The 25,657-nt window shown below is 73.7% G+C and carries 28 protein-coding genes; 11 read left to right on the forward strand and 17 right to left on the reverse strand.

The window, feature by feature from the left end:
• Positions 1-17: 17 nt before the first annotated feature.
• Both O2W53_RS19065 and O2W53_RS19070 read left to right on the forward strand, forming a co-directional pair.
• The gene (locus O2W53_RS19065; RefSeq protein WP_269164643.1) at positions 18-554 is read left to right on the forward strand and encodes a DUF2087 domain-containing protein; all 537 of its coding nucleotides are present in this window, start codon (positions 18-20) and stop codon (positions 552-554) included.
• Between the two features lie 2 nt (positions 555-556).
• Positions 557-1,288, forward strand: a complete 732-nt coding sequence (locus O2W53_RS19070) for a peptidase E (RefSeq protein ID WP_269164644.1) — start codon at positions 557-559, stop codon at positions 1,286-1,288.
• Positions 1,289-1,380: 92 nt separating this feature from the next.
• Here the strand turns inward: O2W53_RS19070 and rsgA are convergent, their stop codons facing one another.
• From rsgA to O2W53_RS19085, 3 genes are all read right to left on the reverse strand, one after another.
• A complete protein-coding gene (gene rsgA, locus O2W53_RS19075; RefSeq protein WP_269164645.1) occupies positions 1,381-2,397 on the reverse strand; it encodes a ribosome small subunit-dependent GTPase A in 1,017 nt (338 codons plus the stop codon).
• Entirely contained in the window at positions 2,394-3,674 is a 1,281-nt protein-coding gene (gene aroA / locus O2W53_RS19080; protein ID WP_269164646.1) for a 3-phosphoshikimate 1-carboxyvinyltransferase, read from the reverse strand. The genes rsgA and aroA overlap by 4 nt, the downstream gene beginning before the upstream one ends.
• 91 nt (positions 3,675-3,765) lie before the next feature.
• Positions 3,766-5,235: an NAD-dependent succinate-semialdehyde dehydrogenase gene (locus O2W53_RS19085; protein WP_269164647.1), complete on the reverse strand. Its 1,470-nt coding sequence runs from the start codon at positions 5,233-5,235 to the stop codon at positions 3,766-3,768.
• A gap of 141 nt (positions 5,236-5,376) precedes the next feature.
• Here O2W53_RS19085 and O2W53_RS19090 point away from each other — a divergent pair, with 141 nt between their 5' ends.
• Positions 5,377-6,123 carry an SOS response-associated peptidase gene (locus O2W53_RS19090; RefSeq protein WP_269164648.1) on the forward strand — a complete coding sequence of 249 codons (747 nt, stop codon included), beginning with the start codon at positions 5,377-5,379 and terminating at the stop codon, positions 6,121-6,123.
• Positions 6,124-6,142: 19 nt separating this feature from the next.
• The gene (locus O2W53_RS19095; protein WP_269164649.1) at positions 6,143-7,708 is read left to right on the forward strand and encodes a fused MFS/spermidine synthase; all 1,566 of its coding nucleotides are present in this window, start codon (positions 6,143-6,145) and stop codon (positions 7,706-7,708) included.
• A gap of 63 nt (positions 7,709-7,771) precedes the next feature.
• Here O2W53_RS19095 and ybaK read toward each other — a convergent pair whose 3' ends face one another.
• On the reverse strand, positions 7,772-8,254 hold the full coding sequence (ybaK, locus tag O2W53_RS19100; protein WP_269164650.1) for a Cys-tRNA(Pro) deacylase: 483 nt from the start codon (positions 8,252-8,254) through the stop codon (positions 7,772-7,774).
• 245 nt (positions 8,255-8,499) lie between these two features.
• On the opposite strand from ybaK, the gene O2W53_RS19105 reads away from it, so the two are divergent.
• Both O2W53_RS19105 and rsrA read left to right on the forward strand, forming a co-directional pair.
• Complete coding sequence (locus tag O2W53_RS19105; protein WP_269164651.1) at positions 8,500-9,192, forward strand: sigma-70 family RNA polymerase sigma factor; 693 nt, start codon at positions 8,500-8,502, stop codon at positions 9,190-9,192.
• Positions 9,189-9,581, forward strand: a complete 393-nt coding sequence (gene rsrA / locus O2W53_RS19110) for a mycothiol system anti-sigma-R factor (protein ID WP_269164652.1) — start codon at positions 9,189-9,191, stop codon at positions 9,579-9,581. Before O2W53_RS19105 ends, rsrA begins: the two co-directional genes overlap by 4 nt.
• A gap of 24 nt (positions 9,582-9,605) precedes the next feature.
• Here rsrA and O2W53_RS23975 read toward each other — a convergent pair whose 3' ends face one another.
• Complete coding sequence (locus O2W53_RS23975) at positions 9,606-9,680, reverse strand: 50S ribosomal protein bL37 (protein WP_014742531.1); 75 nt, start codon at positions 9,678-9,680, stop codon at positions 9,606-9,608.
• A 235-nt stretch (positions 9,681-9,915) separates the two neighbouring features.
• Here O2W53_RS23975 and O2W53_RS19115 point away from each other — a divergent pair, with 235 nt between their 5' ends.
• Both O2W53_RS19115 and O2W53_RS19120 read left to right on the forward strand, forming a co-directional pair.
• Entirely contained in the window at positions 9,916-10,968 is a 1,053-nt protein-coding gene (locus tag O2W53_RS19115) for a biotin carboxylase N-terminal domain-containing protein (RefSeq protein WP_269164653.1), read from the forward strand.
• A 100-nt stretch (positions 10,969-11,068) separates the two neighbouring features.
• Entirely contained in the window at positions 11,069-11,293 is a 225-nt protein-coding gene (locus O2W53_RS19120) for a biotin/lipoyl-binding carrier protein (RefSeq protein WP_081975602.1), read from the forward strand.
• A gap of 29 nt (positions 11,294-11,322) precedes the next feature.
• On the opposite strand, the gene O2W53_RS19125 is transcribed toward O2W53_RS19120, so the two are convergent.
• Positions 11,323-11,820: a GNAT family N-acetyltransferase gene (locus O2W53_RS19125; RefSeq protein ID WP_269164654.1), complete on the reverse strand. Its 498-nt coding sequence runs from the start codon at positions 11,818-11,820 to the stop codon at positions 11,323-11,325.
• An 88-nt stretch (positions 11,821-11,908) separates the two neighbouring features.
• Here O2W53_RS19125 and O2W53_RS19130 point away from each other — a divergent pair, with 88 nt between their 5' ends.
• Positions 11,909-13,390, forward strand: coding sequence for a sensor histidine kinase (locus O2W53_RS19130; RefSeq protein ID WP_269164655.1), 1,482 nt, complete (start codon positions 11,909-11,911; stop codon positions 13,388-13,390).
• A 103-nt stretch (positions 13,391-13,493) separates the two neighbouring features.
• Here O2W53_RS19130 and O2W53_RS19135 read toward each other — a convergent pair whose 3' ends face one another.
• The gene (locus O2W53_RS19135; protein WP_036340246.1) at positions 13,494-13,745 is read right to left on the reverse strand and encodes a WhiB family transcriptional regulator; all 252 of its coding nucleotides are present in this window, start codon (positions 13,743-13,745) and stop codon (positions 13,494-13,496) included.
• 288 nt (positions 13,746-14,033) lie between these two features.
• Positions 14,034-14,999 (reverse strand): diacylglycerol/lipid kinase family protein, encoded by a 966-nt coding sequence (locus O2W53_RS19140; protein ID WP_269164656.1) that lies wholly within the window; start codon positions 14,997-14,999, stop codon positions 14,034-14,036.
• Between the two features lie 89 nt (positions 15,000-15,088).
• Between O2W53_RS19140 and O2W53_RS19145 the strand changes: the two genes are divergently transcribed.
• Positions 15,089-15,571 (forward strand): hypothetical protein, encoded by a 483-nt coding sequence (locus tag O2W53_RS19145; RefSeq protein ID WP_269164657.1) that lies wholly within the window; start codon positions 15,089-15,091, stop codon positions 15,569-15,571.
• Between the two features lie 34 nt (positions 15,572-15,605).
• On the opposite strand, the gene O2W53_RS19150 is transcribed toward O2W53_RS19145, so the two are convergent.
• The 6 genes from O2W53_RS19150 to sodN form a co-directional block, all read right to left on the reverse strand.
• Positions 15,606-16,388 (reverse strand): HAD-IIA family hydrolase, encoded by a 783-nt coding sequence (locus tag O2W53_RS19150; protein WP_269164658.1) that lies wholly within the window; start codon positions 16,386-16,388, stop codon positions 15,606-15,608.
• 25 nt (positions 16,389-16,413) lie between these two features.
• Entirely contained in the window at positions 16,414-16,899 is a 486-nt protein-coding gene (locus tag O2W53_RS19155; protein ID WP_241175767.1) for a GNAT family N-acetyltransferase, read from the reverse strand.
• Between the two features lie 2 nt (positions 16,900-16,901).
• Positions 16,902-17,699, reverse strand: a complete 798-nt coding sequence (pssA, locus tag O2W53_RS19160; RefSeq protein ID WP_269164659.1) for a CDP-diacylglycerol--serine O-phosphatidyltransferase — start codon at positions 17,697-17,699, stop codon at positions 16,902-16,904.
• A gap of 11 nt (positions 17,700-17,710) precedes the next feature.
• Positions 17,711-18,376 carry a phosphatidylserine decarboxylase gene (locus O2W53_RS19165; RefSeq protein WP_269164660.1) on the reverse strand — a complete coding sequence of 222 codons (666 nt, stop codon included), beginning with the start codon at positions 18,374-18,376 and terminating at the stop codon, positions 17,711-17,713.
• Between the two features lie 76 nt (positions 18,377-18,452).
• Positions 18,453-19,685: a PP2C family protein-serine/threonine phosphatase gene (locus O2W53_RS19170; RefSeq protein ID WP_269164661.1), complete on the reverse strand. Its 1,233-nt coding sequence runs from the start codon at positions 19,683-19,685 to the stop codon at positions 18,453-18,455.
• A gap of 153 nt (positions 19,686-19,838) precedes the next feature.
• The gene (gene sodN, locus O2W53_RS19175; protein WP_269164662.1) at positions 19,839-20,243 is read right to left on the reverse strand and encodes a superoxide dismutase, Ni; all 405 of its coding nucleotides are present in this window, start codon (positions 20,241-20,243) and stop codon (positions 19,839-19,841) included.
• Positions 20,244-20,293: 50 nt separating this feature from the next.
• Here sodN and O2W53_RS19180 point away from each other — a divergent pair, with 50 nt between their 5' ends.
• Positions 20,294-20,671, forward strand: a complete 378-nt coding sequence (locus O2W53_RS19180) for a S26 family signal peptidase (RefSeq protein ID WP_269164663.1) — start codon at positions 20,294-20,296, stop codon at positions 20,669-20,671.
• Between the two features lie 9 nt (positions 20,672-20,680).
• On the opposite strand, the gene O2W53_RS19185 is transcribed toward O2W53_RS19180, so the two are convergent.
• The 3 genes from O2W53_RS19185 to O2W53_RS19195 are packed head-to-tail and all read right to left on the reverse strand — an operon-like array spanning position 20,681 to position 25,593.
• Positions 20,681-21,385 carry a metal-dependent hydrolase gene (locus O2W53_RS19185; RefSeq protein ID WP_269164664.1) on the reverse strand — a complete coding sequence of 235 codons (705 nt, stop codon included), beginning with the start codon at positions 21,383-21,385 and terminating at the stop codon, positions 20,681-20,683.
• 57 nt (positions 21,386-21,442) lie between these two features.
• On the reverse strand, positions 21,443-21,628 hold the full coding sequence (locus tag O2W53_RS19190) for a DUF6104 family protein (protein ID WP_036340230.1): 186 nt from the start codon (positions 21,626-21,628) through the stop codon (positions 21,443-21,445).
• Positions 21,629-21,651: 23 nt separating this feature from the next.
• Positions 21,652-25,593, reverse strand: a complete 3,942-nt coding sequence (locus O2W53_RS19195) for a multifunctional oxoglutarate decarboxylase/oxoglutarate dehydrogenase thiamine pyrophosphate-binding subunit/dihydrolipoyllysine-residue succinyltransferase subunit (protein WP_269164665.1) — start codon at positions 25,591-25,593, stop codon at positions 21,652-21,654.
• Between the last annotated feature and the right edge of the window lie 64 nt (positions 25,594-25,657).

Below are 25,657 nucleotides of genomic sequence, written 5' to 3' on the forward strand. Positions count from 1 at the left end.
ACGGATACCGTCGGGGAGTGGAGGCCGGGACCATCGTCGGGTTGTTGGCCGATCCGGCGCGGCTGAAGGTCGTGGCCGCCCTCGCGCTCGGCGCGGGGACCCTCACCGACGTCGCCGAGGCGTCGGGGCTGCCCCTGAAGGACGTTGCCCTGGCCGCACGGCGGCTGTCCCGGGCCGGCCTGGTGCACCGCGACGGTCACCTGCTCGCGCTGCACACCGAGCGGTTCGGGGAGGCGGCCCGGGCAGCGGCCGCCACCGCCCCGCCCGTGCCGCGGCTGTCCGACGACCCGGGTGCGGACGCCGTGCTGCGCGCGTTCGTCCGGGACGGCAGGCTGGTCTCCGTCCCCGCGCAGCACAGCAAGCGCCGGGTCGTGCTCGAGCACCTCGTGCACGTGTTCGAGCCGGGCGTCCGCTACCCGGAGCGGGAGGTCAACGCACTGCTGGCCGCCTGGCACCCGGATGTGGCCGCGCTCCGCCGATACCTGGTGGACGAGGCGCTGTTGACCCGGGAGTCGGGCGTCTACTGGCGCAGCGGCGGTTACGTGGAGGTGTGACGGTGCAACGGCAGGTGTTCGCGTTCTCGGGGGTCATCGAGCCGCAGCCGGGGGAGCGGGGCAACCGCCCGCTCCTGGAGCACGTACTGGCGCTGGGGGTTGCCCGCCGGACGAGCGGTGGGCCGGTGCGGCTGTGCTACGTCCCGACGGCGGTGGGCGATGACCCGGCGGCGGTCTCGGCGTACCAGCGGGTGTTCGGTGGCCGGGACGACGTCGTCCTGAGCGTGCTGCGGTTGTTCCCGCAGCCGAGCGTCCCCGACGTGCGCGGTCACCTGCTCACCCAGGACGTCGTGCTCGTCGAGGGCGGCAGCGTGGTGAACCTGATGGCCGTCTGGCGGGCACACGGCCTGCCGGCGGTGCTGCGCGCGTGCTGGGAGGCCGGGGTGGTGCTCGCCGGCCCGAGCGCGGGCAGCCTGTGCTGGCACGTGGGTGGGCCCACCGACTCGTGGTCCGACCGGCTCGACCCGTTCACCGAGGGCCTGGCGCTGTTGCCGTTCAGCAACGGGGTGCACGACGACCTGACCGTCCAGCCGCGCCGGGAGACCTATCGCCGGCTGGTGGCCGTCGGGGCCCTCCCCGCCGGCTACGCGACCGAGGACGGCGTGGGCCTGCACTACCGGGGCACCGACCTGGCGGAGGCGGTCACGGTGCGGCCCGGCGCCCGCGCGTACCGCGTCGACCCCGACGACCGCGGCGGCTGGACCGAGCGCGCGATCACCCCCCGCGAGATCTGAGAGGCCCTCCTTGCAAGCTCGGCGCGGGCCCTTCGGCCCCGTCCCGAGGCTCGTCCCGAGCTCGCGAGGGATGAGGAGGACGGGGTCCTTCCTCAATGGCCGGGGGTGAGCTGGCCGACGGCGGTGAGCAGTCGGCGGAAACTGCCCAGCCGCTCCCGCGCTGCGGGTGGGCCCTGGGCGGCCCAGGGGTCCAGGGCGCACTCCGGGTCCGCGGCGGTGTGCCCGCAGGCGGGCGGGCAGTCGACCGCGGCCTCGGCGAGGTCGTCGAAGGCGGCCAGCACGTCCTGCGGGGTCACGTGCGCCAGCCCGAAGGAGCGGATGCCCGGGGTGTCGATCAGGGTTCCGCCCCCGGGCAGGTCCAGCAGCACCGCCGAGGAGGACGTGTGCCTGCCCTTGCCGATCTTGCTCACGTCGCCGATGGCCCGGAAGGCGCCCGGGATCAGCCGGTTGAACAGCGTCGACTTGCCGACCCCGGACTGGCCGACCAGCACGCTCATCTGGTCCCGCAGCCGGGTCACCAGCTCATCGAGCGGCGCCTCGCGGGACATCGGGACGGCGTCGACCTCCAGTCCGGCGTACCGGTCCAGCAGTGGCTGCGGGCTGGCCAGGTCGGACTTGGTCAGCACCAGCAGCGGCGACAGCCCGCCGGCGTAGGCGGCGACCAGGCATCGGTCCAGGAAGCCGAGCGCCGGCTCGGGGTCGGCGATCGAGGTGACGACGACGAGCTGGTCGGCGTTGGCCACCACGATCCGCTCGGTGGGGTCGGTGTCGTCGGCGGTGCGGCGCAGCGAGGTGACCCGGTCGGCGATGGTCACGATCCGGGCCAGGCTGTCGGTGCGCCCCGTCGTGTCGCCCACCAGCCGCACCCGGTCACCGACGACGACGCCGTGCTTGCCCAGCTCGCGGGCGCGCATCGCGGTCACGTCGACCGGGGAGCCCCCAGGGCCCTCGACCCGCACCGTCATCCGGCCGCGGTCCACCGCGATGACCAGCCCGGGCACGGCCTCCTCGTGCGTGGGGCGGGTGCGGGTGCGCGGACGGGAACCGTGCCGCGAGGCCCGGACGCGGACGTCGTCCTCGTCGGACCGGCTGTCCATCTTCCGGCTCACGCGGGCACCCCGGCACCCTCGCCGAGCAGGCCGGCCCAGCGTTCCCGGTAGTCCGGCAGCGTCTTGGTCACCGCGGCCGGGTCGGTGACCTCGATGCCGTCGACCGCCAGGCCCAGCACCGCCGCCGCGTGCACCATCCGGTGGTCGGCGTAGGAGTCCAGTCGCGCTGCCCGGCGCGGCCCCGGGGTGATGACCAGCCCGTCGGGCAGCTGCTCGACCCGGGCGCCGACGGCGCTGAGCACCTCGTCCAGCGCCTGCAGCCGGTCGGTCTCGTGGCCACGCAGGTGGGCGATGCCGGTGAGCCGGGAGGGCCCGTCGGCCAGGGCGCACAGTGCGGCGAGCACCGGTGTCAGCTCACCCACCTCGCCCAGGTCGGCCTCCAGGGGGGCGATCCGGGCGCCCCCGGTCACCTGCAGCCCCTCGGGCGTGCGGGCCACCGCGGCGCCCATCGCGGTGAGCAGCCGGTCGAGCTGCGCGCCGGGCTGGGTGGTGTCGGTCGGCCAGTCGCGCACGGTCACCCGGCCGCCGGTGACCAGGGCCGCGGCCAGGAACGGGGCGGCGTTGGACAGGTCGGGCTCGACGACGCGGTCGAGGGCGGCGATCGGGCCCGGGGCGACGTGCCAGCCACCGTCGGTCCGGCGCACCTGCACCCCGTGCTCGGCGAGCGTCCGCACGGTCATCTCCACGTGCGGCAGGGACGGGAGGCTCCCGGCGAGGGTCAGCTCGATGCCGGTGTCGAAGCGGGCCGCGGCCAGCAGCAGACCGGACACCACCTGGCTGGACTCGCTGGCGTCGACGGTGACCGCACCGCCGCGCACCGCACCGGTGCCGTGCACGGTGAACGGAGCCCGGCCGCGGCCGTCGTCGTCGACCCGGACACCGAGGTCGCGCAGGCCGGCGATCAGCCCGGCGTTGGGCCGGTCGCGCAGCCGGGCGTCGCCGTCGAGCCGCACCGGCCCGGTGGCCAGCGCGGCCACCGGCGGCAGGAACCGGAGCACCGTGCCGGCCAGCCCGGCGTCCACCTCGGCCGGCCCGTGCAGCGAGCCCGGGGTGACCAGCCAGTCGGTGCCGTCGGAGGCGATGCCGACCCCGAGCGCGCGCAGCCCGGCGGCCATCAGGTCGGTGTCCCGGGCGCGGAGCGGGCGCACGAGCCGGCTCGGCCCGTCGGCGATGGCGGCCAGCACGAGGGCGCGGGCGGTGATCGACTTGGACCCGGGGAGGGTCACCACGGCGTCCACCGGGGTGCGGCGGGCAGGCGTCGTCCAGACCTCGGTCATGGGCTCATCCTGCCCTGCCGACGTCCTCGGCCGGCGCCGTGACGGCGACCCCCGGCCCCGGGCAGCTGCCCGGGGCCGGGGCGCCCGTGCGTCAGCCTCCGACGTGCTGCGCCGGCGCTGCCTGCTTCTTCGGCGGCATGGTGCGGACCAGCCGCCGGTTGGCGAACTCGAACATGCCCAGCTCGGAGAGCTCACGGCCGTAGCCCGACCGCTTCACCCCGCCGAAGGGCAGCTCGGCCGACGAGCCCGAGGGCTGGTTGATCCAGACCATCCCGGACTCCAGCCGGTCGGCGACCGCCCGGGCGCGCTCGGTGTCGCCGCTGTAGACGGCTGCCGACAGGCCGAAGTCGCTGTCGTTGGCCAGCGCGACGGCCTCGTCGGCGTCCTTCACCCGGTAGACGACGGCCGCGGGGCCGAAGAGCTCCTCGTGGTAGGCCCGCATCTCCGGGGTGACGTCGGCCAGCAGCGTGGCCTCGACGAAGGCGCCGTCGTGCTCGGGGCGGTTGCCGCCGGCGAGCACGGTGGCGCCCTTGTCGACGGCGTCCTGGATCTGCGCGGCGAGGTCCTGCGCGGCCCGCTCGGTGGACAGCGGGCCCAGCGTCGTGGCCGGGTCGGCCGGATCGCCGGGGGTGAAGCTGCCGAAGGCCTGCTGCAGGCCGGCGACGACGTCGTCGTAGACCTCGTCGAGCACGATGATCCGCTTCGCCGCGATGCAGGCCTGGCCGGTGTTGGCCATCCGGGCCATGGTCGCGGCCTTCACCGTGCGGCCCAGGTCGGGGGCGTCGAGCACGATGAACGGGTCGCTGCCGCCGAGCTCCAGCACCGACTTCTTGAGGTGCTTGCCGGCGAGCTGGGCCACGCTCGCCCCGGCCCGCTCGCTGCCGGTCAGCGTCACGCCCTGCACCCGCCGGTCGGCGATGACCTGCTCGACGTCGGCGATCCGCAGGAACAGGTTGGTGTAGACGCCCTCCGGGGCCCCGGCGTCCCGGAACAGCTGCTCCAGGGCCAGCGCGCACTGCGGGTTGTTCTCCGCGTGCTTGAGCAGGACGGTGTTGCCCAGGGTCAGGTTCGGGCCGACCACCCGCACCACCTGGTACAGCGGGTAGTTCCACGGCTCGATCGCCAGCAGGACGCCGATCGGCTCGTTGAGCACCTCGGCCTCGCCGCCGCCCATCACGTCGATCGGCTTCGGCGCCAGGAACCGCGGGCCGTTGGTGGCGTAGTACTCCAGGATGCTGGCGGCCAGCTGGACCTCACCGGCGGCCTCCTGGATCCGCTTGCCCATCTCCCGGGTGATCAGGGCGGCGAACTCGTCCTGCCGCTCGCGCATCAGCTCGGCGGCCCGGCCGACGACGGCGGCGCGCTCCTCCACCGACCGGCGGCGCCAGTCGCCGAAGGCGGTGTGGGCCTGCTCGACGACGCCGTCGATGGCGTCGGTCTCCAGGAAGGGGAACTCCTTCTCCGTCTTCCCGGTGTAGGGGTTCACCGTCGCGTACGGGCGTGCGCCTGCGTCGCTGGCGGTCTTCGGCTGCTCTGTCGAGGGAGCCTGGGTGGTCGTCACGTGTTGTGCCCTCCGTCGTGCTTCGTCGCGGTGCGTCGGGTCTGTGTCCCCGTCCTACCCCTCTTCTGCCAGGTGACGCACGGCGGGCCGTCGGTGGGCGCACCTAGGCTCGGTGAGGTCGTCGTCCGGGAGGAGCCCCGCATGTGTGGTCGCTACGCCGCCAGTCGCCGTCCGGAGGACCTGGCACTGGAGTTCGAGGCCGTCCCGGTCGAGGGCCAGGCGCCGTTGCCGGCCGACCACAACGTCGCCCCCACCAAGGACGTGTACGTGGTGCGGCACAAGAAGGAGCGCGACGCCGAGGGCGCGCTCACCGGCGGCGGGCACCGCGAGCTCCGGGCCGTGCGCTGGGGCCTGGTGCCCTCCTGGGCCAAGGACGTCTCGGTCGGCAACCGGATGCTCAACGCCCGGGTCGAGTCGCTGGCCGAGAAGCCCGCGTTCCGCACCGCCGCGGCGAGCCGGCGCTGCCTGGTCCCGGCCGACGGCTGGTACGAGTGGGCGCCCCGCCACGACCGCCCCGGCAAGCAGCCGTTCTACGTCACCCCGGAGGACGGCTCCGGGCTCGCCTTCGCCGGGCTCTGGGAGGTGTGGGGCCGGGGTGAGGACCGGCTGTACACCTGCACCGTGGTCACCGCCCCCGCGGTCGGCGCGCTCACCGAGGTGCACCACCGGATGCCGCTGGTGCTGCCGCCGGACCGCTGGGCGGAGTGGCTGGACCCGGCCCGCGAGGACGTCACCGAGCTGGCCGGCCCGACGCCGCCGGAGTACGTCGAGCGCCTGGAGATCCGCCCGGTCGGCGCGGCCGTGGGCAACGTGGCCAACAACGGGCCGCAGCTGACCGCACGGGCGGAGTCGGTCAGCGAGCCCGCCGACCAGCCCGCCCTGTTCTGACCGTCCCCCGATCCCCGAGGTGAGCCCGCTGGACCCCGCCCCCTCCACCCCGTCGACGACCCCGTCGACCACCGCGGAGACGACGACCCCTGGTTCGCGGGCGCTGCCCGACTGGATCGCCGCCGGCGTCACCTTCCTGTCCTCCGGGGCGGTGCTGGTGCTCGAGGTCGTCGGCCTGCGGCTGATCGCGCCGTACGTCGGGATCACCGTGCAGACCAGCACCGCGGTCATCGGGTTCGCGCTGGCCGCGATCGCCGTCGGCGCCTGGGCTGGGGGTGCCGCCGCCGACCGCACCGACCCGCGGCGGCTGATCGCGCCGCTGATGGTGGCCGGCGGTGCCCTGATCGTGGCGGTGCTGCCCCTGGTCCGGTTCGCCGGTGCGCTGTTCACCGGTGCCGCGGCCGGGAACGTGCTGCTGCTGGCCGCGCTGGCCGTCGTCGTCCCGGCCGCGCTGCTGTCCGCCGTCCCGCCGATGATCGTCGCGCTGCAGCTGGGCAGCCTGGCGCAGACCGGCTCGGTCGTCGGCCGGCTGTCGGGCATCGGCACCATCGGCGGCATCGTGGCGACGTTCTCCACCGGCTTCCTGCTGATCGCGGTGCTGCCCAGCAGCGTGATCCTGGTCGGCACCGGGCTGCTCGTCGTCCTGGTCGGGGTGGCCCTCGCGGTGCTGCTGCGCCGCCGCACCCCGGGGGTGACCGGCCGGCTGCCCGTCGGGCTGCTGGCCCTGGCCGTGGCCGCCCCGGTGCTGGCCGCGGTGGCGCCGACGCCCTGCGAACGGGAGACCGCCTACCACTGCGCCCGGGTGGTGGCCGACCCCGAGCGCGACACCGGGCGGGTGCTGCTGCTGGACACCCTGCGGCACTCCTACGTCGACCTCGAGGACCCGACGTACCTGGAGTTCGAGTACGTCCAGGCCATCGCCTCGGTCACCGACGCGCTGGCCCCGGCGGGCGAACCGCTGTCGGCGTTGCACGTCGGTGGCGGGGGGCTGACCCTGCCGCGCTACCTGGCCGAGGTACGGCCGGGCACGCTGAGCCGGGTGCTCGAGGTCGACCCCGGCGTCGTCGCGATCGACGAGCAGGAACTGGGGCTGGAGACCTCCGACCTGCTCGAGGTGCGGGTCGGTGACGGCCGGGTCGGGCTGGAGGCGGAGGAAGCCGGGGGACGGGACCTCGTCGTCGGTGACGCCTTCGGTGGGTTGTCGGTGCCGTGGCAGCTGACCACCGTGGAGGCGCTGCGCCTGGTCGACGAGGCGCTGGCCGAGGACGGCGTCTACGCGGTCAACCTGATCGACAACCCGCCGCTGTCCTTCCTGCGGGCGGAGCTGGCGACCGTGCAGCAGGTGTTCGACCACGTGCTGCTGCTGGCCCGGGCGCCGGTGCTGGCCGGGGAGGACGGCGGGAACGTGGTCGCGGTCGCCTCGCAGCGTCCGCTGCCGTCGGCGGACATCGCCGCCGCACTGGCCGAGCGGGGGCTCGCCTGGCAGGTGGCCGAGGGGCCCGAGCTCGACCGGTTCATCGGGGACGCCGACGTCCTCACCGACGACTTCGCGCCGGTCGACCAGCTGCTCACCCCCTACGGCTGACCCTCCCCGGCCTCGTGCAGGGGCCCGCGGCGCGCGTGCGAGCCGCGGGGGCGCGGAGGTCCGTCAGCCGAGACGGGCGATGGCGGCGGTCCGGGCCCGGGTCAGCCGCACCAGGTCCGCCGGGGACAGCTCCACCTGGAGCCCGCGGCGTCCGGCGCTGACCAGCACCGTCGGGAAGGTCAGCGCGCTGTCGTCCACCACGGTCGGCAGCGCCTTCCGCTGACCCAGCGGGCTGATCCCACCCCGCACGTAGCCGCTGCTCCGCTCGGCGTCGGCCGGGTCGGCCATGGTGGCCTTCCGTCCGCCCGCGGCGGCGGCCAGTGCCTTGAGGTCCAGCTGGCCGCTGACCGGTACGACGGCGACGGTGAGCGCCCCGTCGACCCGGGCGACCAGGGTCTTGAACACCTGGGCCGGATCGGCGCCCAGGGCGGCCACCGCCACCTCGCCGTAACCGTGTCCGTCGGCACCGTCGGACGGGTCGTACTCGTGCAGGGAGTAGTCGGCCCGCGCCTGGTCCAGGGTCCGCACCGCCGGTGTCGCCGCCACGGCGCAGCAGCCTAGAACCCACCCACCGATGCTGGGAGCGGTTTCCCCGATGACCGTCCCCGGTGGGGAATCGAGCCCGGGTGCGTGCCGTTGCACCGACCGTGAGCAGCACAGTCCCGGGCGCCCCGGCGCGCATCGCGCGCGGATCCGCGCCCGCCCGCCGTCCCCCCGGCCGCCCCGGCCGCACCCGGCTAGGATCGAGCGACGTGGTCGCCCGCTCCCGGGCGCCGCAGAGAGGACGGTCGGTGCCCGAGGAGCCCGCGAGCGACAGCCCCGTCATCGAGACGGCGAAGCCCGATGAGACGCCGGAGGCGCGCGCCGACGGCAGTCGTGCCGAGCTCGCCGAGACCCGGGCCCAGCGCGACGCCCGCTTCGAGCGCGACGCCCTGCCCTACCTGGACCAGCTGTACCCGGCGGCGCTGCGGATGACCCGCAACCCCGCCGACGCCGAGGACCTGGTGCAGGAGACGTTCGTCAAGGCGTACTCCGCCTTCCACCAGTTCGCCGAGGGGACCAACCTCAAGGCGTGGCTGTACCGGATCCTGACGAACACCTACATCAACAGCTACCGCAAGAAGCAGCGCCAGCCGCAGCAGTACCCCACCGAGCAGGTGCAGGACTGGCAGCTCTACGCCGCGGAGGAGCACACCTCCAGCGGCCTGCGCTCCGCCGAGATGGAGGCGTTGGACCACCTGCCCGACACCGACATCAAGGAAGCGCTGCAGCAGCTGCCGGAGGACTTCCGGCTCGCGGTCTACCTCGCCGACGTCGAGGGGTTCGCGTACAAGGAGATCGCCGAGATCATGGGCACGCCCATCGGCACGGTGATGTCCCGCCTGCACCGCGGTCGACGCGGTCTGCAGAAGCTGTTGGCCGACTACGCCCGGGAACGCGGCTTCGTCGCGGCCGGAGCTGCTGAGGAGGCGACCCGCTCATGAGCACCGACGCTCACGACGGCGCCCGGCACGACCTCCACGGTGACGACGTCACCTCCTGTGACGACGTCCTCTCCCACGTCTTCGAGTTCCTCGACCACGAGACCGACGACGCCCGGCGGGCGGTGATCGCCGAGCACCTCGAGGACTGTTCGCCCTGTCTGCGCCAGTTCGGCATCGAGCAGGAGTTCAAGGCGCTGGTACGTCGCCGCTGCGGCGGTGACCCCACGCCGATGGGCCTGCGCGACCGGATCAAGGTGCAGCTGACGACCGTCTCGTTCGAGGAGGACGGCACCCAGGTGCGCGTCGAGAAGGCCAGCATCGAGACGACGACCTTCGAGACGACGAGCGTCCAGACCGGCCAGCTGCCGGGGGAGCGCCCCACCGCCTAGGGCGGCGCGGCGCTCCCCCCGCCGTCAGGCGTTGGGGCGCTTGCCGTGGTTGGCGCCGCTCTTCTTGCGGGCGCGCCGCTTGCGTCCACGCTTGGACATCGCTGCCCCTCCTCTCTGTGCTCCACCCGGGCGGGACGCCCGGCTGCTGATCGGTCCCGGCGCGGGATGCAGAGCACCCCGGTACCGGCCAAGCTGACCCTGCAAGGCTCTCACGGGTGGGCCCGGCACCGTGCGCTGGTGCGCGGTCGGGACCAGCGGTGGCACGGGCCATCGGCAGGAGGCCGGCGCAGCCGGTGAGCGCAGGACGCCGGCGCAGCCGGGAAGAGGAGACGACGTGGTCCAGGCAGTCGACAGCGTGCTCGTGGCCGGCCGGGGGCCGATGGCCTGTGCGGTGATCCGAGCGTGCGGCCGGCTGGGCGTGAAGGCCGTGGCCGTGTACTCGGAGACGGAACGCGACGCCCGGCACGTCCGGATGGCCGACGAGTCCGTGCTGCTGGGGCCGGCACCGGCAGCGGAGTCCTACCTGGACGTGCGCCGGCTGGTGGAGGCTGCTCGCCGCACGCGGGTCGACGCGGTGCTGCCCGTCCCCCCGGCCCTCGCCGGGAACGCGCGGCTGGCCGCCGCGGTGGCCGACGCCGGGCTGGGCTGGATCGGGCCGGAGGCCGGGGTGCTCGAGCGGCTCGGCGGTGACGGCGTCGAGCCGGCCAGTGAGCGCGGCTTCCTGGCCTGGGTGAGCGCCGACGGGCTGCACCACGTCACCCCGGTGCTGCGTGACCGCGCCGGCGGCACCCCGCGGGTCTCCTGGACGCCCCCCGACGGGCTGGGATCACTGCCCGCGGCCGCCCGGCGGCTCCCCGAGCTCGGCTGGCGCGGACTGGTCACGGTGGGCATCGACCCCGGCGGGGAGCTGGCCGAGGTGGCGGCGGGCTTCTCCCTGGACATCGCCGTGCTCGAGCGGGCACACGGGCTGGACGCCGTCGCCCTCGCGCTGGGCAGGGTGTCCGGCGCGCCTGCGGGCGGGGCATCGGACGCCGCCGAGGGGCCGCCGTACGCCGGGCTCGCCGTCCAGCTGCGGTCGACGCTGCCTCCGGGCACGGCGGGTCGGGTCACCGGCCGGCTGCCCGACGTCGTGGTCGCTGACCGGCGGGTGGGCGGGGACGCCGAGCTGGTCGCGGTGAGCGGCTACGACGCGGGTGACCGGCTCGACGGCTGGTACGACGCACTGCTGGCCACGGTGAGTGCCGCTGGCCCCGATGCGGCGAGCGCCGCGCGGGCGGCGACGGAGCTCCTCGCCGGTCTCCCGGAGACCGGCGTCCCGCACGACGGTGCGGCCGTCTGCGGTGTGCTGCAGCGCATCGCCGGTGCGCTCGTCCCCGACGGCACCTGACCGGTGCTCGGCGCGGTGCGGTGCCGGCCCGCACCCGTGCTTTCATGAGCACACCGTCAGCTCAGGCGGGTCGTTGCAGGTCAGGGAAGAGGGGGCGCCGGTGGCGGTCGAGGAGATCCACGCCGAGATGGTCTCCAGCGTGTGGAAGGTGCTCGTGGCCCCCGGTGCGGAGGTCGCCGCCGGTGACACGCTGGTCATCCTCGAGTCGATGAAGATGGAGATCCCGGTGCTCAGTGAGCGCGCCGGCACGATCGGCGAGCTGCACGTGGTCGAGGGCGAGGTGCTCCAGGAGGGCGACCTGATCGCCACCGTCGTCCCGGCGTAGCGCCCTCTCCCGGAAGACGACGGGGCGCGTCAGGTCAGGTCGAGGGAGTAGACCCGGAGGTCGACGTCGGGCACCGGTGCCCAGTCCCGCTGCGGCAGCCGGGTGAAACCGAACTGGGCGTAGAGCCGGTGCGCTGCGGCCATCCGCTCGCCCGTGGACAGCACCATCCGTCGTTTGCCGGCGGCCCGGGCCCGGTCCAGGCAGGCGCGCACGAGCGCCGCCCCGATGCCCTGGCCGCGCGCTCCGGGGTCGACCGCCAGCATCCGGAACGCCGCCTCGTCCGGGGACTCGACGACCTCGCCGAAGTCCCCGGACAGCACCAGCGCCACGCTGCCGACGATGCGCCCGTCGTGGTCGCGGGCCACGAGCAGCTCCGCGCGGTCCGCCCGCCCCGCCACGTCGGCCAGCTGGGGCAGGTACTGGGCCGGTGCGAGGTCCTCGGCTGCGTAGGCGGCCACGGTGAGCTCGGCGATGCGGGCGTGGTCCGCAGGCCCGGCCGGACCGACGACGGGTGGGGGGACGGTCACCGGAGCAGGGTAGACAGAGGACCCTGTCCCGCTCCTCCCTCGCAAGCTCGGATGAGCCTCCGGACAGGGCCGTAGGCTCCGGCTCACGATGAGCAGCCTGTCCGAACGTCTCACCCGTGGCTCGGCCAGCCCGTCCCAGGTCGACCACGCGCGCCGGCTGGTGGCCGACTGGCAGCTGCTGGCCGACCTCTCCTTCGCCGACCTCACGCTGTGGGTGCCGCTGCAGACCGGGGCCTGGTGGTGCGTGGCCCAGGTGCGCCCGCTGACGGCGCCCACGAGCCAGCCGGAGGACCTGGTGGGCAGTGAGGCCACCGGGGCGGACGCCGAGCCGCTGGTGCGTGCGCAGCGGGAGGGGCGGCCGATCACCGAGGGCGAGCCCGACTGGTCGGGGGCGAGCCCCCGCCGCCGGGAGGTCATCCCCGTCCGGCACGACGGTGCGGTGGTCGCGGTGCTGGCCAAGGACACCAACCTGGCGGCGACCCGGTCGCCGTCGACCCTGGAGCTCACCTACCTCGACATCGCCGCGGACCTCTCGTTGATGGTGGCGGCCGGCACCTTCCCGCCGCGGATGCTGGACGACGCGGAGATGAGCCCGCGGGTGGGTGACGGGCTGGTCCGGCTGGACGGCACCGGTCACGCCGTCTACGCCAGCCCGAACGCCCTGTCGGCCTACCGGCGGATGGGGGTGACCGGCGACGTCGTCGGGTCCGACCTGGGCGAGGTGACCCGGCAGGTGTCGGGGGACCGGGTGGCCGGTGAGGCCGTGGCGGCGAGCATCGCCGCAGCGGTGGCCGGCCGGTTCCCCGAGCCGATGGACGTGGAGAACGACGCGGCCACCATGCTGGTGCGTGCCCTGCCGCTGCAGGCCCCCGGCGGTGAGGAGGGCGCGCTGGTGCTGGTCCGCGACGTCACGGACGTGCGCCGCCGGGACCGCGCGCTGATGACCAAGGACGCCACCATCCGGGAGATCCACCACCGGGTGAAGAACAACCTGCAGACCGTGGCCGCGCTGCTGCGGCTGCAGGCCCGGCGGATGACCGAGCCGGCGGCCCGGGCGGCGCTGGAGGAGTCGGTGCGCCGGGTGGCCTCGATCGCGGTGGTCCACGAGACGCTGGCCGGCAGTCGGGACGACGTCGTCGAGGTCGACGACGTCCTCGACCAGGTGCTGCCGATGCTCGGTGACGTGACGTCGGTGGGGCCGGCCGCCCGGATCACCCGGGAGGGCGCGATCGGGGAGCTGCCCGCGGCGTGTGCGACGCCGCTGGTGATGGCGGTGACCGAGCTGCTGCACAACGCGGCCGAGCACGCGTTCGACGAGGGCGAGCCGGGGACGATCGTGCTCGCTGCCGAACGGACCGGCGACGACCTGGTGGTCCGGGTCCGCGACGACGGGCGCGGACTGCCGCCGGGCTTCGACCCGGCGGCCAGCACCGGGCTCGGGCTGCAGATCGTGCGGACGCTGGTGACCAGCGAGCTGCACGGGACGCTGGAGATGGGACCGCCGGCGGACGGCGGCTCGGGTACCGAGGCGGTGCTCAGCCTCCCGGGCGCCGGGCGCCCCCGCCGCTGAACGACAGCAGGGACCGCTCCGGTCACGGAGCGGTCCCTGCTGTTCGGCCCCGTCCGGAGGCTCACCCTGAGCGTGCGAAGGGTGAGGGGGACGGGGTCTTTCCTCAGGCGGTGCGGACTCGGGTGCGCGCGGTACGGCGCTTCAGGGCACGGCGCTCGTCCTCGGACAACCCGCCCCAGACCCCGGAGTCCTGGCCCGAGCTCAGCGCCCAGTCCAGACAGGACTCGACGACCGGGCAACGGCCGCACACAGCCTTGGCCTGCTCGATCTGGACGACTGCCGGGCCCGTCGTCCCGATCGGGAAGAAGAGCTCCGGGTCTTCGTCCCGGCAGAGCGCGCGGTGGCGCCAGTCCATGGCGGTGTACTCCTCGATCTCGTCAGGGTGTCCGGTCGTCGGTCCGGAGACCGCCCCCGCAGGTCCGTGCGCTGATGTCAGCACGAAGAACGACGACCGCCTGCTGTGTTACCAGCAGGTTGCTTGCTTGTGATGCTTTCACGAGTAGACGCACTGTCAAGCAGTTCGCCGGGCGTCGGCGGGGCTCGTGAGCAACCTCACCACGCCGGGCGGGGCCTCGCCACTTCGTCCTACCGCACCCGGCGCGTCCCTGCATCACGCAGCGGGGGCTCATGACCGAGCGCTCGGTCACACGACGACGCGCAGCGCGTCCGGGACCGACCGCACGCGGAGCCCGGTGGTGGTCCCCAGGTGGTCACCGTCGAGCTGCCACCCCTGCGGTCGGGCCGACGTCAGGGTCAGTTCCCCGAGGTCGTGCCAGCGGTGCACCCCGCGGCCCCGGGCGTCCGGCCGGGCGGCCATGGTCTGGCGCACGTGGTGCAGCATCCGCACCACGCCGACGCGGCCCATCGCGAAGAGGTCCAGACCGGTGTCGAAGGACGCCTCGGGGCTCGGGTCGATGGGCCGGGCCCCCAGGTAGGTCCACGGGCTGACGTTGGAGACCAGGGCGAGGAACAGCCCGTCGACGGGGGGCGCGCCGGGCAGCTGGAGGGTCATCGGCGGACGACGGCGGTCGCGGCCCAGCACGAAGGCGTTGACCCCGGCCCCGATGTAGAGGCTGCCGGTGGACCGCCGTCCCCGGGCGCGCTGGGCCTCGACCCGGGAGATGACGTCGGCGTCGAAGCCCATGCCCGCGGCGAAGACGAACCAGCGGGGAGTGGTCCAGCCCTCCGTCGTCCCCTCCCCGCCGGTGCGGGCCTCCGCGGTGCCGAGGGACACCAGGCGGGTGCGGCCGGCGCGCAGCGAGTCGAGGATCTCCCCGGTCGCCTCCACCGGGTCGCGGGAGCGGCCCAGCGCGCGGGCGAAGACGTTGGTCGAGCCGCCCGGCACGACGGCCAGCATCGGCCCGTCGGGCGCCGGCCCGGCGGCGAGCAGACCGTTGGCTGCCTCGTTGACCGTGCCGTCGCCGCCGAGGGTCACGACGAGGTCGACCCCGTCCGCGGCGGCCCGGGCGGCGAGCTCCCGGGCATGACCGCGGTGGGCGGTCTCGGCCAGCTCGACGTCCAGCTGGCTGGACAGCGCCCGGACCAGCACGTCGCGGACCTTGCGGGTGGTGGTCGTGGCCGCCGGGTTCGCCACCAGCAGCGCACGCATGCCGCCCAACATATCCAGCGGCTTCAGGCCGGCCGTGCGGCACGTCCGGTGCGGCGGCTCGCGCGGTGCCCGCGGGTAACCTCGACGGCGTGTCAGGTCAGGACGGACAGACCCCGGGCCGCCGTCGGCCGAGGGCGCAGGGCCTGCTCGGGAGGGCGGCGCAGCCGACCGCACCGCGCCCGCAGCGGGAGCACCAGGAGGCACCGACCGCCGTCCGGCGGGCCGCCCTGGTGGTCGCCGTGGAGGCGCTCGCGCTGACGGTCCTCGCGCTCGTGCTGCTGGTGCTGACGCTGACCGGCTCGCCGGACAGCGTGGGCCGCGCGCTGGCCGAGGTGGTCTACGTCGGGCTGGGAGCGGGGCTGCTCGCGGCCGCCGCCGTCGGGCTGCGGCGGGTGTCCGGCTGGGCCCGCGGCCCGGTCATCGTGCTGCAGATCCTGCTGGGCCTGCTCGGCTACAACGCGGCCTTCGAGGCGCAGCAGCCGCTGCTGGGCCTGCCGGTGCTGGCCCTGGTGGCGACCGAGCTCTGGCTGCTGGCCACCCCCGAGGCGCGGCTGGCCTTCTTCGAACGCTGACGGAGGCCCCCGCCGGCCTGGGGGTGGGCTCGGACTAGATGAGCTCGATGACCTCGGCGATCGAGGGCAGCACCCGGCTGGGCCGGAAGGGGAAACGGCTGACGTCCTCGGCGCGGGTCGAGCCGGTGAGCACCAGGATCGTGTCCAGTCCCGCCTCGATGCCGGCGACGACGTCGGTGTCCATCCGGTCACCGATCATCGTGGTGGACTCCGAGTGCGCCTCGATGCGGTTCATCGCGCTGCGGAACATCATCGGGTTGGGCTTGCCGACGAAGTAGGGCTCCGCCCCGGTGGCCTTGGTGATCATCGCCGCCACCGAGCCGGTCGCGGGCAGCGGGCCCTCGGGGGAGGGGCCGGTGACGTCGGGGTTGGTGGCGATGAACCGGGCTCCGGCGCCGACCAGCCGGACCGCCTGGGTGATCGCCTCGAAGGAGTAGGTGCGGGTCTCCCCGAGGACGACGTAGTCCGGGTCGGTGTCGGTCATCGTGTACCCCGCCTCGTGCAGCGCGGTGGTCAGGCCCGCCTCACCGATGACGTAGGCCGAGCCGCCGGGCAGCTGGGAGGCCAGGAAGTCCGCCGTGGCCAGGGCCGAGGTCCAGATCGCCTCCTCCGGCACCTCCAGGCCGCTGCGGGAGAGCCGGGCGGAGAGGTCGCGCGGGGTGAAGATCGAGTTGTTGGTCAGCACCAGGAACCGGCGGTTGCGCTCGACCAGCCGGGCCAGGAAGTCGGCCGCGCCGGGCAGCGCCTTCCCCTCGTGCACCAGCACGCCGTCCATGTCGGTCAGCCAGCACTCGGACTCGCCGCGTTCGGTGGTCACGCCGTTCTCCTGTCGGTCGGGTGGGTCAGCGACGGTCGGCCGCGAACCGGGTCAGGGCGTCATCGGTGAGCCGGAAGACCGTCCACCCGTCCATCGGCACCGCACCGGCGGCTCTGTAGAAGTCGATGGACGGGGTGTTCCAGTCCAGGACGGACCACTCCAGCCGGGCGAAGCCGCGCGCCACGCACTCGTCGGCCAGCGTCCGGAGCAGTTCACGGCCGAGCCCCGTGCCGCGGTGCGCGGGGGAGACGTAGAGGTCCTCGAGGTACAGCCCGTGGGTGCCACGCCAGGTGGAGAAGTTGAGGAACCACAGGGCGAAGCCGGCGATCTCGGCGTCGTCGCCCGCACCGGTCAGGGCCACGTGCCCGAACAGCGCCGGGGACTCCCCGAACAGCGCGGCGTGCAGCTGGTCGGCGGTCATCCGGGCCTCGTGCTCGGACTCCTCGTAGGCGGCGAGCTCACGGACCAGCCGCAGCACCGTCGGGACATCGTCCGGCCGGACCCGGCGCACGCTCAGGACAGCACCTCCTTCACCCGTGCCGGGACGAGCCGGCCCAGCGGGGACAGCACCGGCATCACGAGCGGGGAGAGGAGGTAGCTGTAGGCGACCACGAGGCAGGTCACGGTCGGCACGGTGATCAGGCCGACGACGACCAGGACGACGGCGACGACCAGCCCGTAGGGCTTGCCGCTCTTCGGGCTGACCAGGGACCGGAACGAGCGGTAGCGGACGTTGCTGATCATCAGCAGCCCGGGGACGATGACCACCAGCAGCACCCACAGCCGGTCGCGGCCCTGCATCGCGTCGGCGAAGGCGAACACGCTGGCCAGCACCACCCCGGCCGCGCCGGGGCTGGGCAGGCCGGTGAAGAAGCGCTTGTCCGCCGTCGGGTCGATCGTGGTGTTGAAGCGGGCGAGCCGGATGGCCGCGCAGGCCACCCAGAGGAAGCAGACCACCCAGCCCAGGGCGTCGAGTTCGTCCCGGCCGTCGGAGAAGAGGGCGAAGGCGAGCAGGGCCGGGGCGAGGCCGAAGGAGACCAGGTCGGCCAGTGAGTCGAACTGCAGGCCGAACGGTGAGACGGCGCCGACCAGCCGGGCGACCGCGCCGTCGGCGATGTCGAACACGACCGAGAGCGCGATCAGCAGACAGGCCAGCCGGTACTCGCCGCGGAACGCGACCAGGATGGCGCCGAAGCCGCACATCATGTTGGCGAGGGTGAACAGGCTGGGCAGCCACGAGCGAGCCCGCCGGCGCCCGCCGCGCACCGAACCACGGACGAACTCGACGGTGGTGGTGCGCCTCCCTGGCATCCGCCGGCTCCTCAGCTGGGCTGGGACCAGCGGGCGATGACGGTCTCCCCGCCCCGCACCCGCTGCCCCTTCGTGACGGTGACGGTGCACTCGGGTGGCACGAAGACGTCCATCCGGGACCCGAACTTCATCAACCCGATCCGATCGCCGGTGGCCACTTCCTGCCCGGGCACCACACGGGTGACGATCCGCCGGGCGAGCACGCCGACGATCTGCCGGAAGACGACCGTGCGGTCGCCGTCGCGCACCCACAGCTCGCTGCGCTCGTTGCGGTGCGCGCTCTCCGCACGATAGGCGGCCAGGAAGCTGCCCGGCGTGTACGTGGACGTGGTGATCCGGCCGCCGTAGGGGGCGCGGTTCACGTGCACGTCGACGACGGACAGGAAGACGCTGACCTGCTGCCAGTCGCCCTCGGGGGCCACGCCCGGCTGTGGGTCACCGGCGACCATGACGACGCCGTCGGCCGGGGAGAGCACGTCCTCGGGCGACGGTGGGACCGAGTCGCTCCGCCGGTCGGGGTCGCGGAAGAAGACGGCCATGTACGCCGACAGGGCGAGGAGGGGCCACGTCAGGACGCGGGCCCAGCGGAGACCGCTGCCCCGACCCAGGACGGTGGAGACCGCCGCAGAGGCCAGGGGAACGGCGAGGAAGGGCCAGCCGGCCCGGTCGATGCGCATCGCAGACCGAGGCTACCGGGACCGGGCCCGAACGCCTGCCGTCGGCCGCGTCGCGGCGGGCACGACGCCAGGCGGTTCAGCCGGAGGCGAGCAGGTCGCTGGCCCCGGACCGGCTGTCTCGTTCCCTCGGCGGGCCTCCGTACCAGTCGAGGCAGACGACGGAGGCGTCGTCCCGGAGCACGCCACCGGTGGCGCGCAGGACCGCCTGGCCGAGCTCGTGCACGACCTCGCGCGGGTGCAGTGCCGCCGTGGCGGCCAGTGCGGCCGCCACGTCGAGGGAGGCCGCGTTGCGCTCCTGCATCCCGTCGGTCACGAAGACGACCCGGTCGCCGGGCTCCAGGGGGAAGCGCTGCAGGCGGTACTCGGTGCCGGCCTGGACGCCGAAGGGCAGGTCGATGGCCAGCTCGACCTCCTCGACGCGGCCGTCGCGGAGCCGGAGCGGGAAGGGGTGCCCGGCGTTCACGATCTGGGCCTCCTGGGTGTGCAGGTCGACCCGCATGACCTGACCGGTGACGAACTCGCCGGGCGCCGAGTGCGCGGTCACGGCGTCGTTGGCGTTGCCGGTTTGGTCGCCGAGGCCGAGCCCGCGGCGCCGCTCGTTGCGCAGGCTGCCGACCAGAAGCGTGGCCAGCAGGGCGGCGCCGACCTCGTGTCCGACCGCGTCGCTCACTGAGACGTGGAGGGAGTCCCGGTCCAGCGTGTAGTCGAAGGTGTCCCCGCCCACGGTGGCGGCCGGCTCCAGCCACCCGGCCAGGGTGAACTGCCCGGCCTCGCAGGTGAACGCGTTGGGCAGCAGCCGGCGCTGGATCTCCGCGGCGAGGGAGAAGGGCGTCGTGCGCTGCCCCCACTCGAAGAGGTCGGTGTGCCGCCGGTTGGCGATGATCACGTACGCGAGGGCGTGGCCGGCCGCGGAGATGTCGGCGAGCTCCTGCTCCTCGGGGGGCTCGGGGAGCACCAGTTCCAGCACGCCGATGGCGTCGCCGCGGTCGGTGACCGGGACGATCACGGAGGCGCCGTGGTCGCCGGTCTGCACGACCGCCTGCTGGGTGCGCAGGACCTGGTCGTGCACCGTGCCCGCCAGCCGGAGGGTCTCGGCGTGCTCGAGGCCCCGGACGCGGGAGCCCTCCGGCGCGTGGGTCGCCTTCCCGAGCCGGACCAGGGCGTGCCCGCTGAAGTCGGCGATCAGGAAGGACACCTCGGTGGCGCCGGACAGGGCGGCGAGCTCTGCGGTGACGGCGGTGACCGCGTCGATCGGCGGGGCTGCCTCCACCCGCTCGAGCAGCGAGCGCAGGTCGAAACGGGGGCTCACGAGTGTGTTGGCCTCCTGGTTCGGGGGAGCTGCCAACCCGGACCGGCGACAGGTACGACACTGCCGGGCCACCCCGGAGGGTGACCCGGCAGTCCGGCCCCGTCCAGAGCCTCGCCCCCAGCTCGCGAGGGGTGAGGAGGACGGGGTCCTTGATCAGGCAGCGGCCTTGGTCTCCCAGAAGATCTTGTCGATCTCGGCGATGTAGTCGAGCAGCTTCTGGCCCTCGGCCGGGTCCATGCTGCCCTTGCCGCCGGCGGCACCGGCCTGCTTGGTCGCCTTGTTGAACAGCTCGTGCAGCTGCGGGTACTTCTCGAAGTGCGGGGGCTTGAAGTAGTCGGTCCACAGCACCCACAGGTGGTGCTTGACCAGCTCGGCCCGCTGCTCCTTGATGAGGATGGCCCGGGTACGGAAGACCGGGTCCTCGTTGCCCTGGTACTTCTCCTGGATGCCCTTGACGCTCTCGGCCTCGATACGGGCCTGGGCCGGGTCGTAGACGCCGCAGGGGAGGTCGCAGTGCGCGGTGGCCTCCACGGCGGAGAACATGCGGAACAGACGCATGGGTGTGCCTCCGGGTTCGCGGGGATGGGTCTTCTGCGACCCTACCCGCGGTGATCAGCGAGAACACGTCGAGCAGCGGCAGTCCGGGGAGCCTCCCCGGGCTGCCGACCCGTTGGGTGCTGGCCCGGGTCGCCGGGCCGTCGATGGCCCCGACCGTGCGGCACGGGGACCGGCTGCTGGTCCGCCGGCTGCCTGCCGGAGCGCCCGTACGGCCCGGCGCCGTCGTCCTCGCCCGCTTCCCGGCCCGGCCAGAGCTGCTGGTGGTCAAACGGGTGCGCCGGGGGGTGCCCGGCGGGCACTGGGTGGAGGGGGACAACCCCCTGGTCACCGACGACTCCCGGGCGTTCGGCACGGCGGTCGTCGTCGGGCGGGTGGTGGCCCGGCTGTGGCCCCGGCCGGGGCGGCTGCCCGCGGCGCCGCCCGGCTGACCGCCCGGCTCAGCCGAGCCGCTGCAGCAGTGGGTCGACGAGCTCGTGGGCTGGGGTGTTGAGGTAGAGCAGGACGACGGTCGCCACCAGGAACAGCGGGACGAGCACCGCCTTCTCCACGATCGCACCGGTGCGCAGGTGCACCGGCGCCAGTCGGCTGCGCCGGACCAGCCAGAAGACCGGGACCGGCACCCCCTCCTTGGTCAGCCAGTCGCCGGCGACGTGGGTCAGCGTGCCGAGGACGACGGCCAGGGGGAGCCACCCGGGGGCCGGGCTGTGCGCGAGCAGCAGCCACGCACCGCCCCAGGAGAGGGCGAGGTTGCCGATGACGGTGTTCTCCGCGCGGCCGGGGATGACGAAGTGCAGGGCCCGCAGGGCCAGCCCCATCGCCAGGGCCAGCAGGAGCAGGCTGGACCAGCGGTGCCAGGTGGCCGCGGTGGCCAGCAGCCCGAAGGCCAGGGAGCCGAGGACGGCGTCGTGGGTGCCCCAGCGGTGTCCCCGCGCGATCGTGTTGACGAGCCCGGAGGGGACGTCGGTGAGCGGGCCCCACATCCCGGAGATCGTCGAACCGCGCTGGTCCAGGTCCGGGAGCATGGCGAACCCGCCGACGGCGGACACCCAGGCGACCTGGGCGACCGTGCCGTGCACCGGCACCCAGGGGAGCGTCGCGGCACCGGCCGCCAGACCGGAGAGAGCGTGTGAGTGACCGAGCACCTACGCAGCGTCTCCCCGCGCCGCCGTCATCCCGCGGAGGCGCGCGGAGGTGGCCCGTCAGTCCTCGTCGACGTCGTCCGTGCCGCCCCGGGCCAGCCAGGTGGCCAGCCGCTCGACCGGCACCTCGAAGTCGGGGTGCTGGTCGACGAAGGCCTGGAGCTGGTCGGCCAGCCAGGAGAGCGAGACCTCTTCCTCGCCCCGCCGGCCGGCCAGCTCCTCGATGCCGCGATCGGTGAAGTACATCGTCGTGTCCTGCCGCGCCGTGCTCAGTCGGCGAAGGCCCGGGCGACCAGCTGGCGCTGCTCGACCTCGTGCACCTTGGCCGAGCCCACGGCCGGGCTCGCCGAGGCCTTCCGGGACACCCCGCGCAGCGTGCGCCCGGCCGGCAGGTGCTCGGGCAGGTTCACGGCCATGAACTGGGCGGCGCCCATGTTCGCCGGCTCCTCCTGCACCCACACGACGTCGGTCGCGTTCGGGTAGGCCTCCAGCGCCTCGGCGATCTCCTCGGCCGGCAGCGGGTAGAGCTGCTCGACCCGCAGGATCGCGGTGTCGGCGGTCCCCTCGTTCTCCCGCTGGGCGAGCAGCTCGTAGCTGATCTTCCCGCTGCACAGCAGGACGCGGTGCACCGCGGAGCCGTCCAGGGGCTGCCCGCCCACACCCGGGTCCGGGAGCACCGGACGGAAGTGCTGCTCGGTGAAGTCGCTCACCGAGCTGACCGCGGCCTTGGCACGCAACAGCGACTTGGGGGTGAACACCACCAGCGGGCGGTGCACCTCCGACAGCGCCTGACGGCGCAGCAGGTGGAAGTAGTTCGCCGGCGTCGAGCAGTTGGCGACCGTCATGTTGTTCTCGGCCGACAGCTGCAGGAAGCGCTCGATCCGGCCGCTGGAGTGGTCGGGCCCCTGGCCCTCCAGCCCGTGCGGCAGCAGCATGACGACGCCGGAACGCTGGCCCCACTTGGCCTCACCGGAGCTGATGAACTCGTCGATGACCATCTGCGCGCCGTCGACGAAGTCGCCGAACTGGGCCTCCCAGAGCACGAGGGCCCTGGGGTTGGCCACCGAGTAGCCGTACTCGAAGCCGAGCGCGGCGTACTCCGACAGCAGCGAGTCGTAGACGAAGAACTTCGCCTGGTCCTCGGTGAGGTTCAGCAGCGGCGTGTGCTCCTCGGCGGTCTCCCGGTCGATGAGCACCGAGTGCCGCTGGACGAACGTGCCGCGGCGGGAGTCCTGCCCGGCCAGCCGGACCGGCACGCCCTCCATGAGCAGCGACCCGAAGGCCAGCAGCTCGCCCATCGCCCAGTCGACGCCGCCCTCGCTGGCCATCGCCGCCCGGCGCTCCAGCATCCGCTGCAGCTTGGGGTGCACGGTGAAGTCGGTCGGCAGTGCGACGTGCGCGTCACCGATCGCCTTGAGCACCTCGGGGGTGATCGCCGTGTCGACCGTGGCCTCCTGCGGCGAGCGCGGGTCCATGACCGGCTCGGGCGTGGAGGAGTCACGGGCGTCGTGGGTCTCGGCGAAGGCCCGCTCGAGCTGCCCGCGGTAGTCCTTCAGGGCCTCCTCGGCGTCGGCCAGCGTGATGTCACCGCGGCCGACGAGCGCCTCGGTGTACAGCTTCCGGACCGAGCGCTTGCGGTCGATGATGTCGTACATCAGCGGCTGGGTCATCGACGGGTCGTCGCCCTCGTTGTGCCCGCGCCGGCGGTAGCAGACGAGGTCGACGACGACGTCCTTCTTGAACTCCTGCCGGTAGTCGACCGCCAGCTTCGCCACCCGGACGCAGGCCTCGGGGTCGTCCCCGTTCACGTGGAAGACCGGAGCGCCGATCATCCGCGCCACGTCGGTGGAGTAGAGCGTCGAACGGGACTGGGCCGGGCTGGTGGTGAAACCGACCTGGTTGTTGATGACCACGTGCACGGTGCCGCCGGTGCGGTAGCCGCGCAGCTGGGAGAGGTTCAGGGTCTCCTGGACGACGCCCTGGCCGGCGAACGCCGCGTCGCCGTGCAGCAGCAGGGGCAGCACGGTGAAGCCGCCCTCGCCCTTGTCGATCATGTCCTGCTTGGCCCGCACGATGCCCTCGAGCACGGGGTTGACGGTCTCCAGGTGGCTGGGGTTGCTGGCCAGTGACACCGCGACCGAACGGCCCTCGTGCTCGAAGGTGCCCTCGGCCCCGAGGTGGTACTTCACGTCGCCGGAGCCCTGCACGGTGCCCGGGTCGATGTTGCCCTCGAACTCGCCGAAGATCTTGGCGTAGCTCTTGCCGAGGACGTTGGCCAGCACGTTCAGCCGGCCGCGGTGGGCCATGCCGATCGCGACCTCCTCGATGCCGTGCTCGGAGGAGCTGACCAGCACCTCGTCCAGCAGCGGGATGACCGACTCGCCGCCCTCGAGGCTGAACCGCTTCTGGCCGACGTACTTCGTCTGCAGGAAGGTCTCGAACGCCTCGGCGGCGTTGAGCCTGCCGAGCACGCGCTTCTGCTTGTCCCGGCTGGGCTGGTCGTGCTTGACCTCGATGCGCTCCTGGAGCCAGCGGCGCTCCTCGGGGTCGGTGATGTGCATGTACTCCACGCCGACGGTGCGGCAGTAGGAGTTGCGCAGCACCCCGAGGATGTCGCGCAGCAGCATCGTGCGCTCGCCGGCGAAGCCACCGACCGGGAAGGGCCGGTCGAGGTCCCACAGGGTCAGCCCGTGCTGGACGATGTCCAGGTCGGGGTGGGTGCGGACCTTGAACTCGAGCGGGTCGGTGTCGGCCATGAGGTGGCCGTTGCGCCGGTAGGCCTCGATGACCTCGATGACCCGGGCTTCCTTGGCGATCTGGCCCTCGTGGGTGACCCGCATGTCGGGCACCCAGCGGACCGGCTCGTAGGGGATGCGCAGCGAGCGGAAGACGTCGTCGTAGAAGCCGTCCTGGCCCAGCAGCAGGTGGTGCATCCGGCGCAGGAAGTCGCCGGACTCCGCGCCCTGGATGACCCGGTGGTCGTACGTCGAGGTCAGCGTGATGATCTTCGAGACGGCCATCTCGGCGAGCGCCTCGGGGCTCATCCCCTGGAACTCGGCCGGGTAGTCCATCGCGCCGACACCGACGATCGTGCCCTGGTTGGTGGTCAGCCGCGGCACCGAGTGGTTGGTGCCGATGGTGCCCGGGTTGGTGAGGCTGATCGTCGTGCCGGAGAAGTCCTCCATGGTCAGCTTGCCGGCCCGGGCGCGCCGGATGATGTCCTCGTAGGCGCCCCAGAAGGCGGCGAAGTCCATCGCCTCGGCGCCCTTGATGGACGCCACCACCAGCGAGCGTGTGCCGTCGGGCTTGGGCAGGTCGATGGCCAGGCCGAAGTTGACGTGCTCGGGCTGGACGTGGGTCGGCTTGCCGTCGACCTCGGCGAACGCACTGTTCATGTTCGGGAAGTCGTCCAGCGCCCGGACCAGCGCGTAGCCGATCAGGTGGGTGAAGGAGATCTTCCCGCCCCGGGCGCGGGCCAGGTGGTTGTTGATGACGATCCGGTTGTCGACCATGAGCTTGGCCGGCACCGCCCGCACGCTGGTGGCCGTCGGCACGGTCAGCGAGGCGTTCATGTTCTTCACGACGCTCGCGGCGGCCCCGCGCAACGGGGTGCGCTTCGGGCCTCCGCCGTCCTCGTCGGCGGTGGCGCGGCCGGCCCCCGGCTTGACGACCGGCTTGGCCGGTGCCGCCGGCTTCTGCTGCGAGGCGCGCTCGGCAGCCCGGGCCACCACGGTGCCCTCGGACCGGGCGTCGCTCGCGGCGGCGCTGAGGCCCGGGGCGGCGCCCTTGTCGGAGGAACCCTTGTCGGAGGAACCCTTGTCCGAGGCGCTCTTGTCGGAGGGGCTCTTCTCGGCGGAGCTCGTGCTGGCGGGCGCCGGCTTCGGCGCGGCGGGACCCGACTGGGTCATCTGCGGTGCGACCTCTCGGCTGGGCGCGGGGGAGGCGTAGGTGGTGGCCGGCGGCGCGGACGCCGCCTCGGATGTCTCGGGCTCGGCCGGCGCAGCGGGCTCGGCCGGCTCGGAGGTGCGGTCCTGGCCGTCGGCGACGGGGCTGCCGGGCCGGTAGTCGGCGAAGAAGTCGTGCCAGGCCTGGTCCACACTCCCTGGATCGGCGAGGTACTGCTGGTACATCTCCTCGACCAGCCACTCGTTGGTGCCGAAGCCCGCCACCGGGTTGGCGGAGTGGGCGGGGGACGGCTGGGATGAGCTCACGCTTGACACGGGGTCGAGTGCCTTCTTCGTCGGTGGACGTCGTTGGACCGGGTGCCGACTTTAC

Source organism: Modestobacter sp. VKM Ac-2978, assembly GCF_026968025.1.
GTDB lineage: Bacteria > Actinomycetota > Actinomycetes > Mycobacteriales > Geodermatophilaceae > Modestobacter.

What these genes read in the sequence shown, in the direction of transcription:
- pssA (WP_269164659.1), bottom strand. Translation starts at nt 17,699, where the DNA reads ATGCCAGGGAGGCGCACCACCACCGTCGAGTTCGTCCGTGGTTCGGTG.
- rsrA (WP_269164652.1), top strand. Translation starts at nt 9,189, where the DNA reads ATGAGCACCGACGCTCACGACGGCGCCCGGCACGACCTCCACGGTGAC.
- O2W53_RS19090 (WP_269164648.1), top strand. Translation starts at nt 5,377, where the DNA reads ATGTGTGGTCGCTACGCCGCCAGTCGCCGTCCGGAGGACCTGGCACTG.
- O2W53_RS19190 (WP_036340230.1), bottom strand. Translation starts at nt 21,628, where the DNA reads ATGTACTTCACCGATCGCGGCATCGAGGAGCTGGCCGGCCGGCGGGGC.
- O2W53_RS19130 (WP_269164655.1), top strand. Translation starts at nt 11,909, where the DNA reads ATGAGCAGCCTGTCCGAACGTCTCACCCGTGGCTCGGCCAGCCCGTCC.
- aroA (WP_269164646.1), bottom strand. Translation starts at nt 3,674, where the DNA reads ATGACCGAGGTCTGGACGACGCCTGCCCGCCGCACCCCGGTGGACGCC.
- sodN (WP_269164662.1), bottom strand. Translation starts at nt 20,243, where the DNA reads ATGCGTCTGTTCCGCATGTTCTCCGCCGTGGAGGCCACCGCGCACTGC.
- O2W53_RS19135 (WP_036340246.1), bottom strand. Translation starts at nt 13,745, where the DNA reads ATGGACTGGCGCCACCGCGCGCTCTGCCGGGACGAAGACCCGGAGCTC.
- O2W53_RS19140 (WP_269164656.1), bottom strand. Translation starts at nt 14,999, where the DNA reads ATGCGTGCGCTGCTGGTGGCGAACCCGGCGGCCACGACCACCACCCGC.
- O2W53_RS19165 (WP_269164660.1), bottom strand. Translation starts at nt 18,376, where the DNA reads ATGCGCATCGACCGGGCCGGCTGGCCCTTCCTCGCCGTTCCCCTGGCC.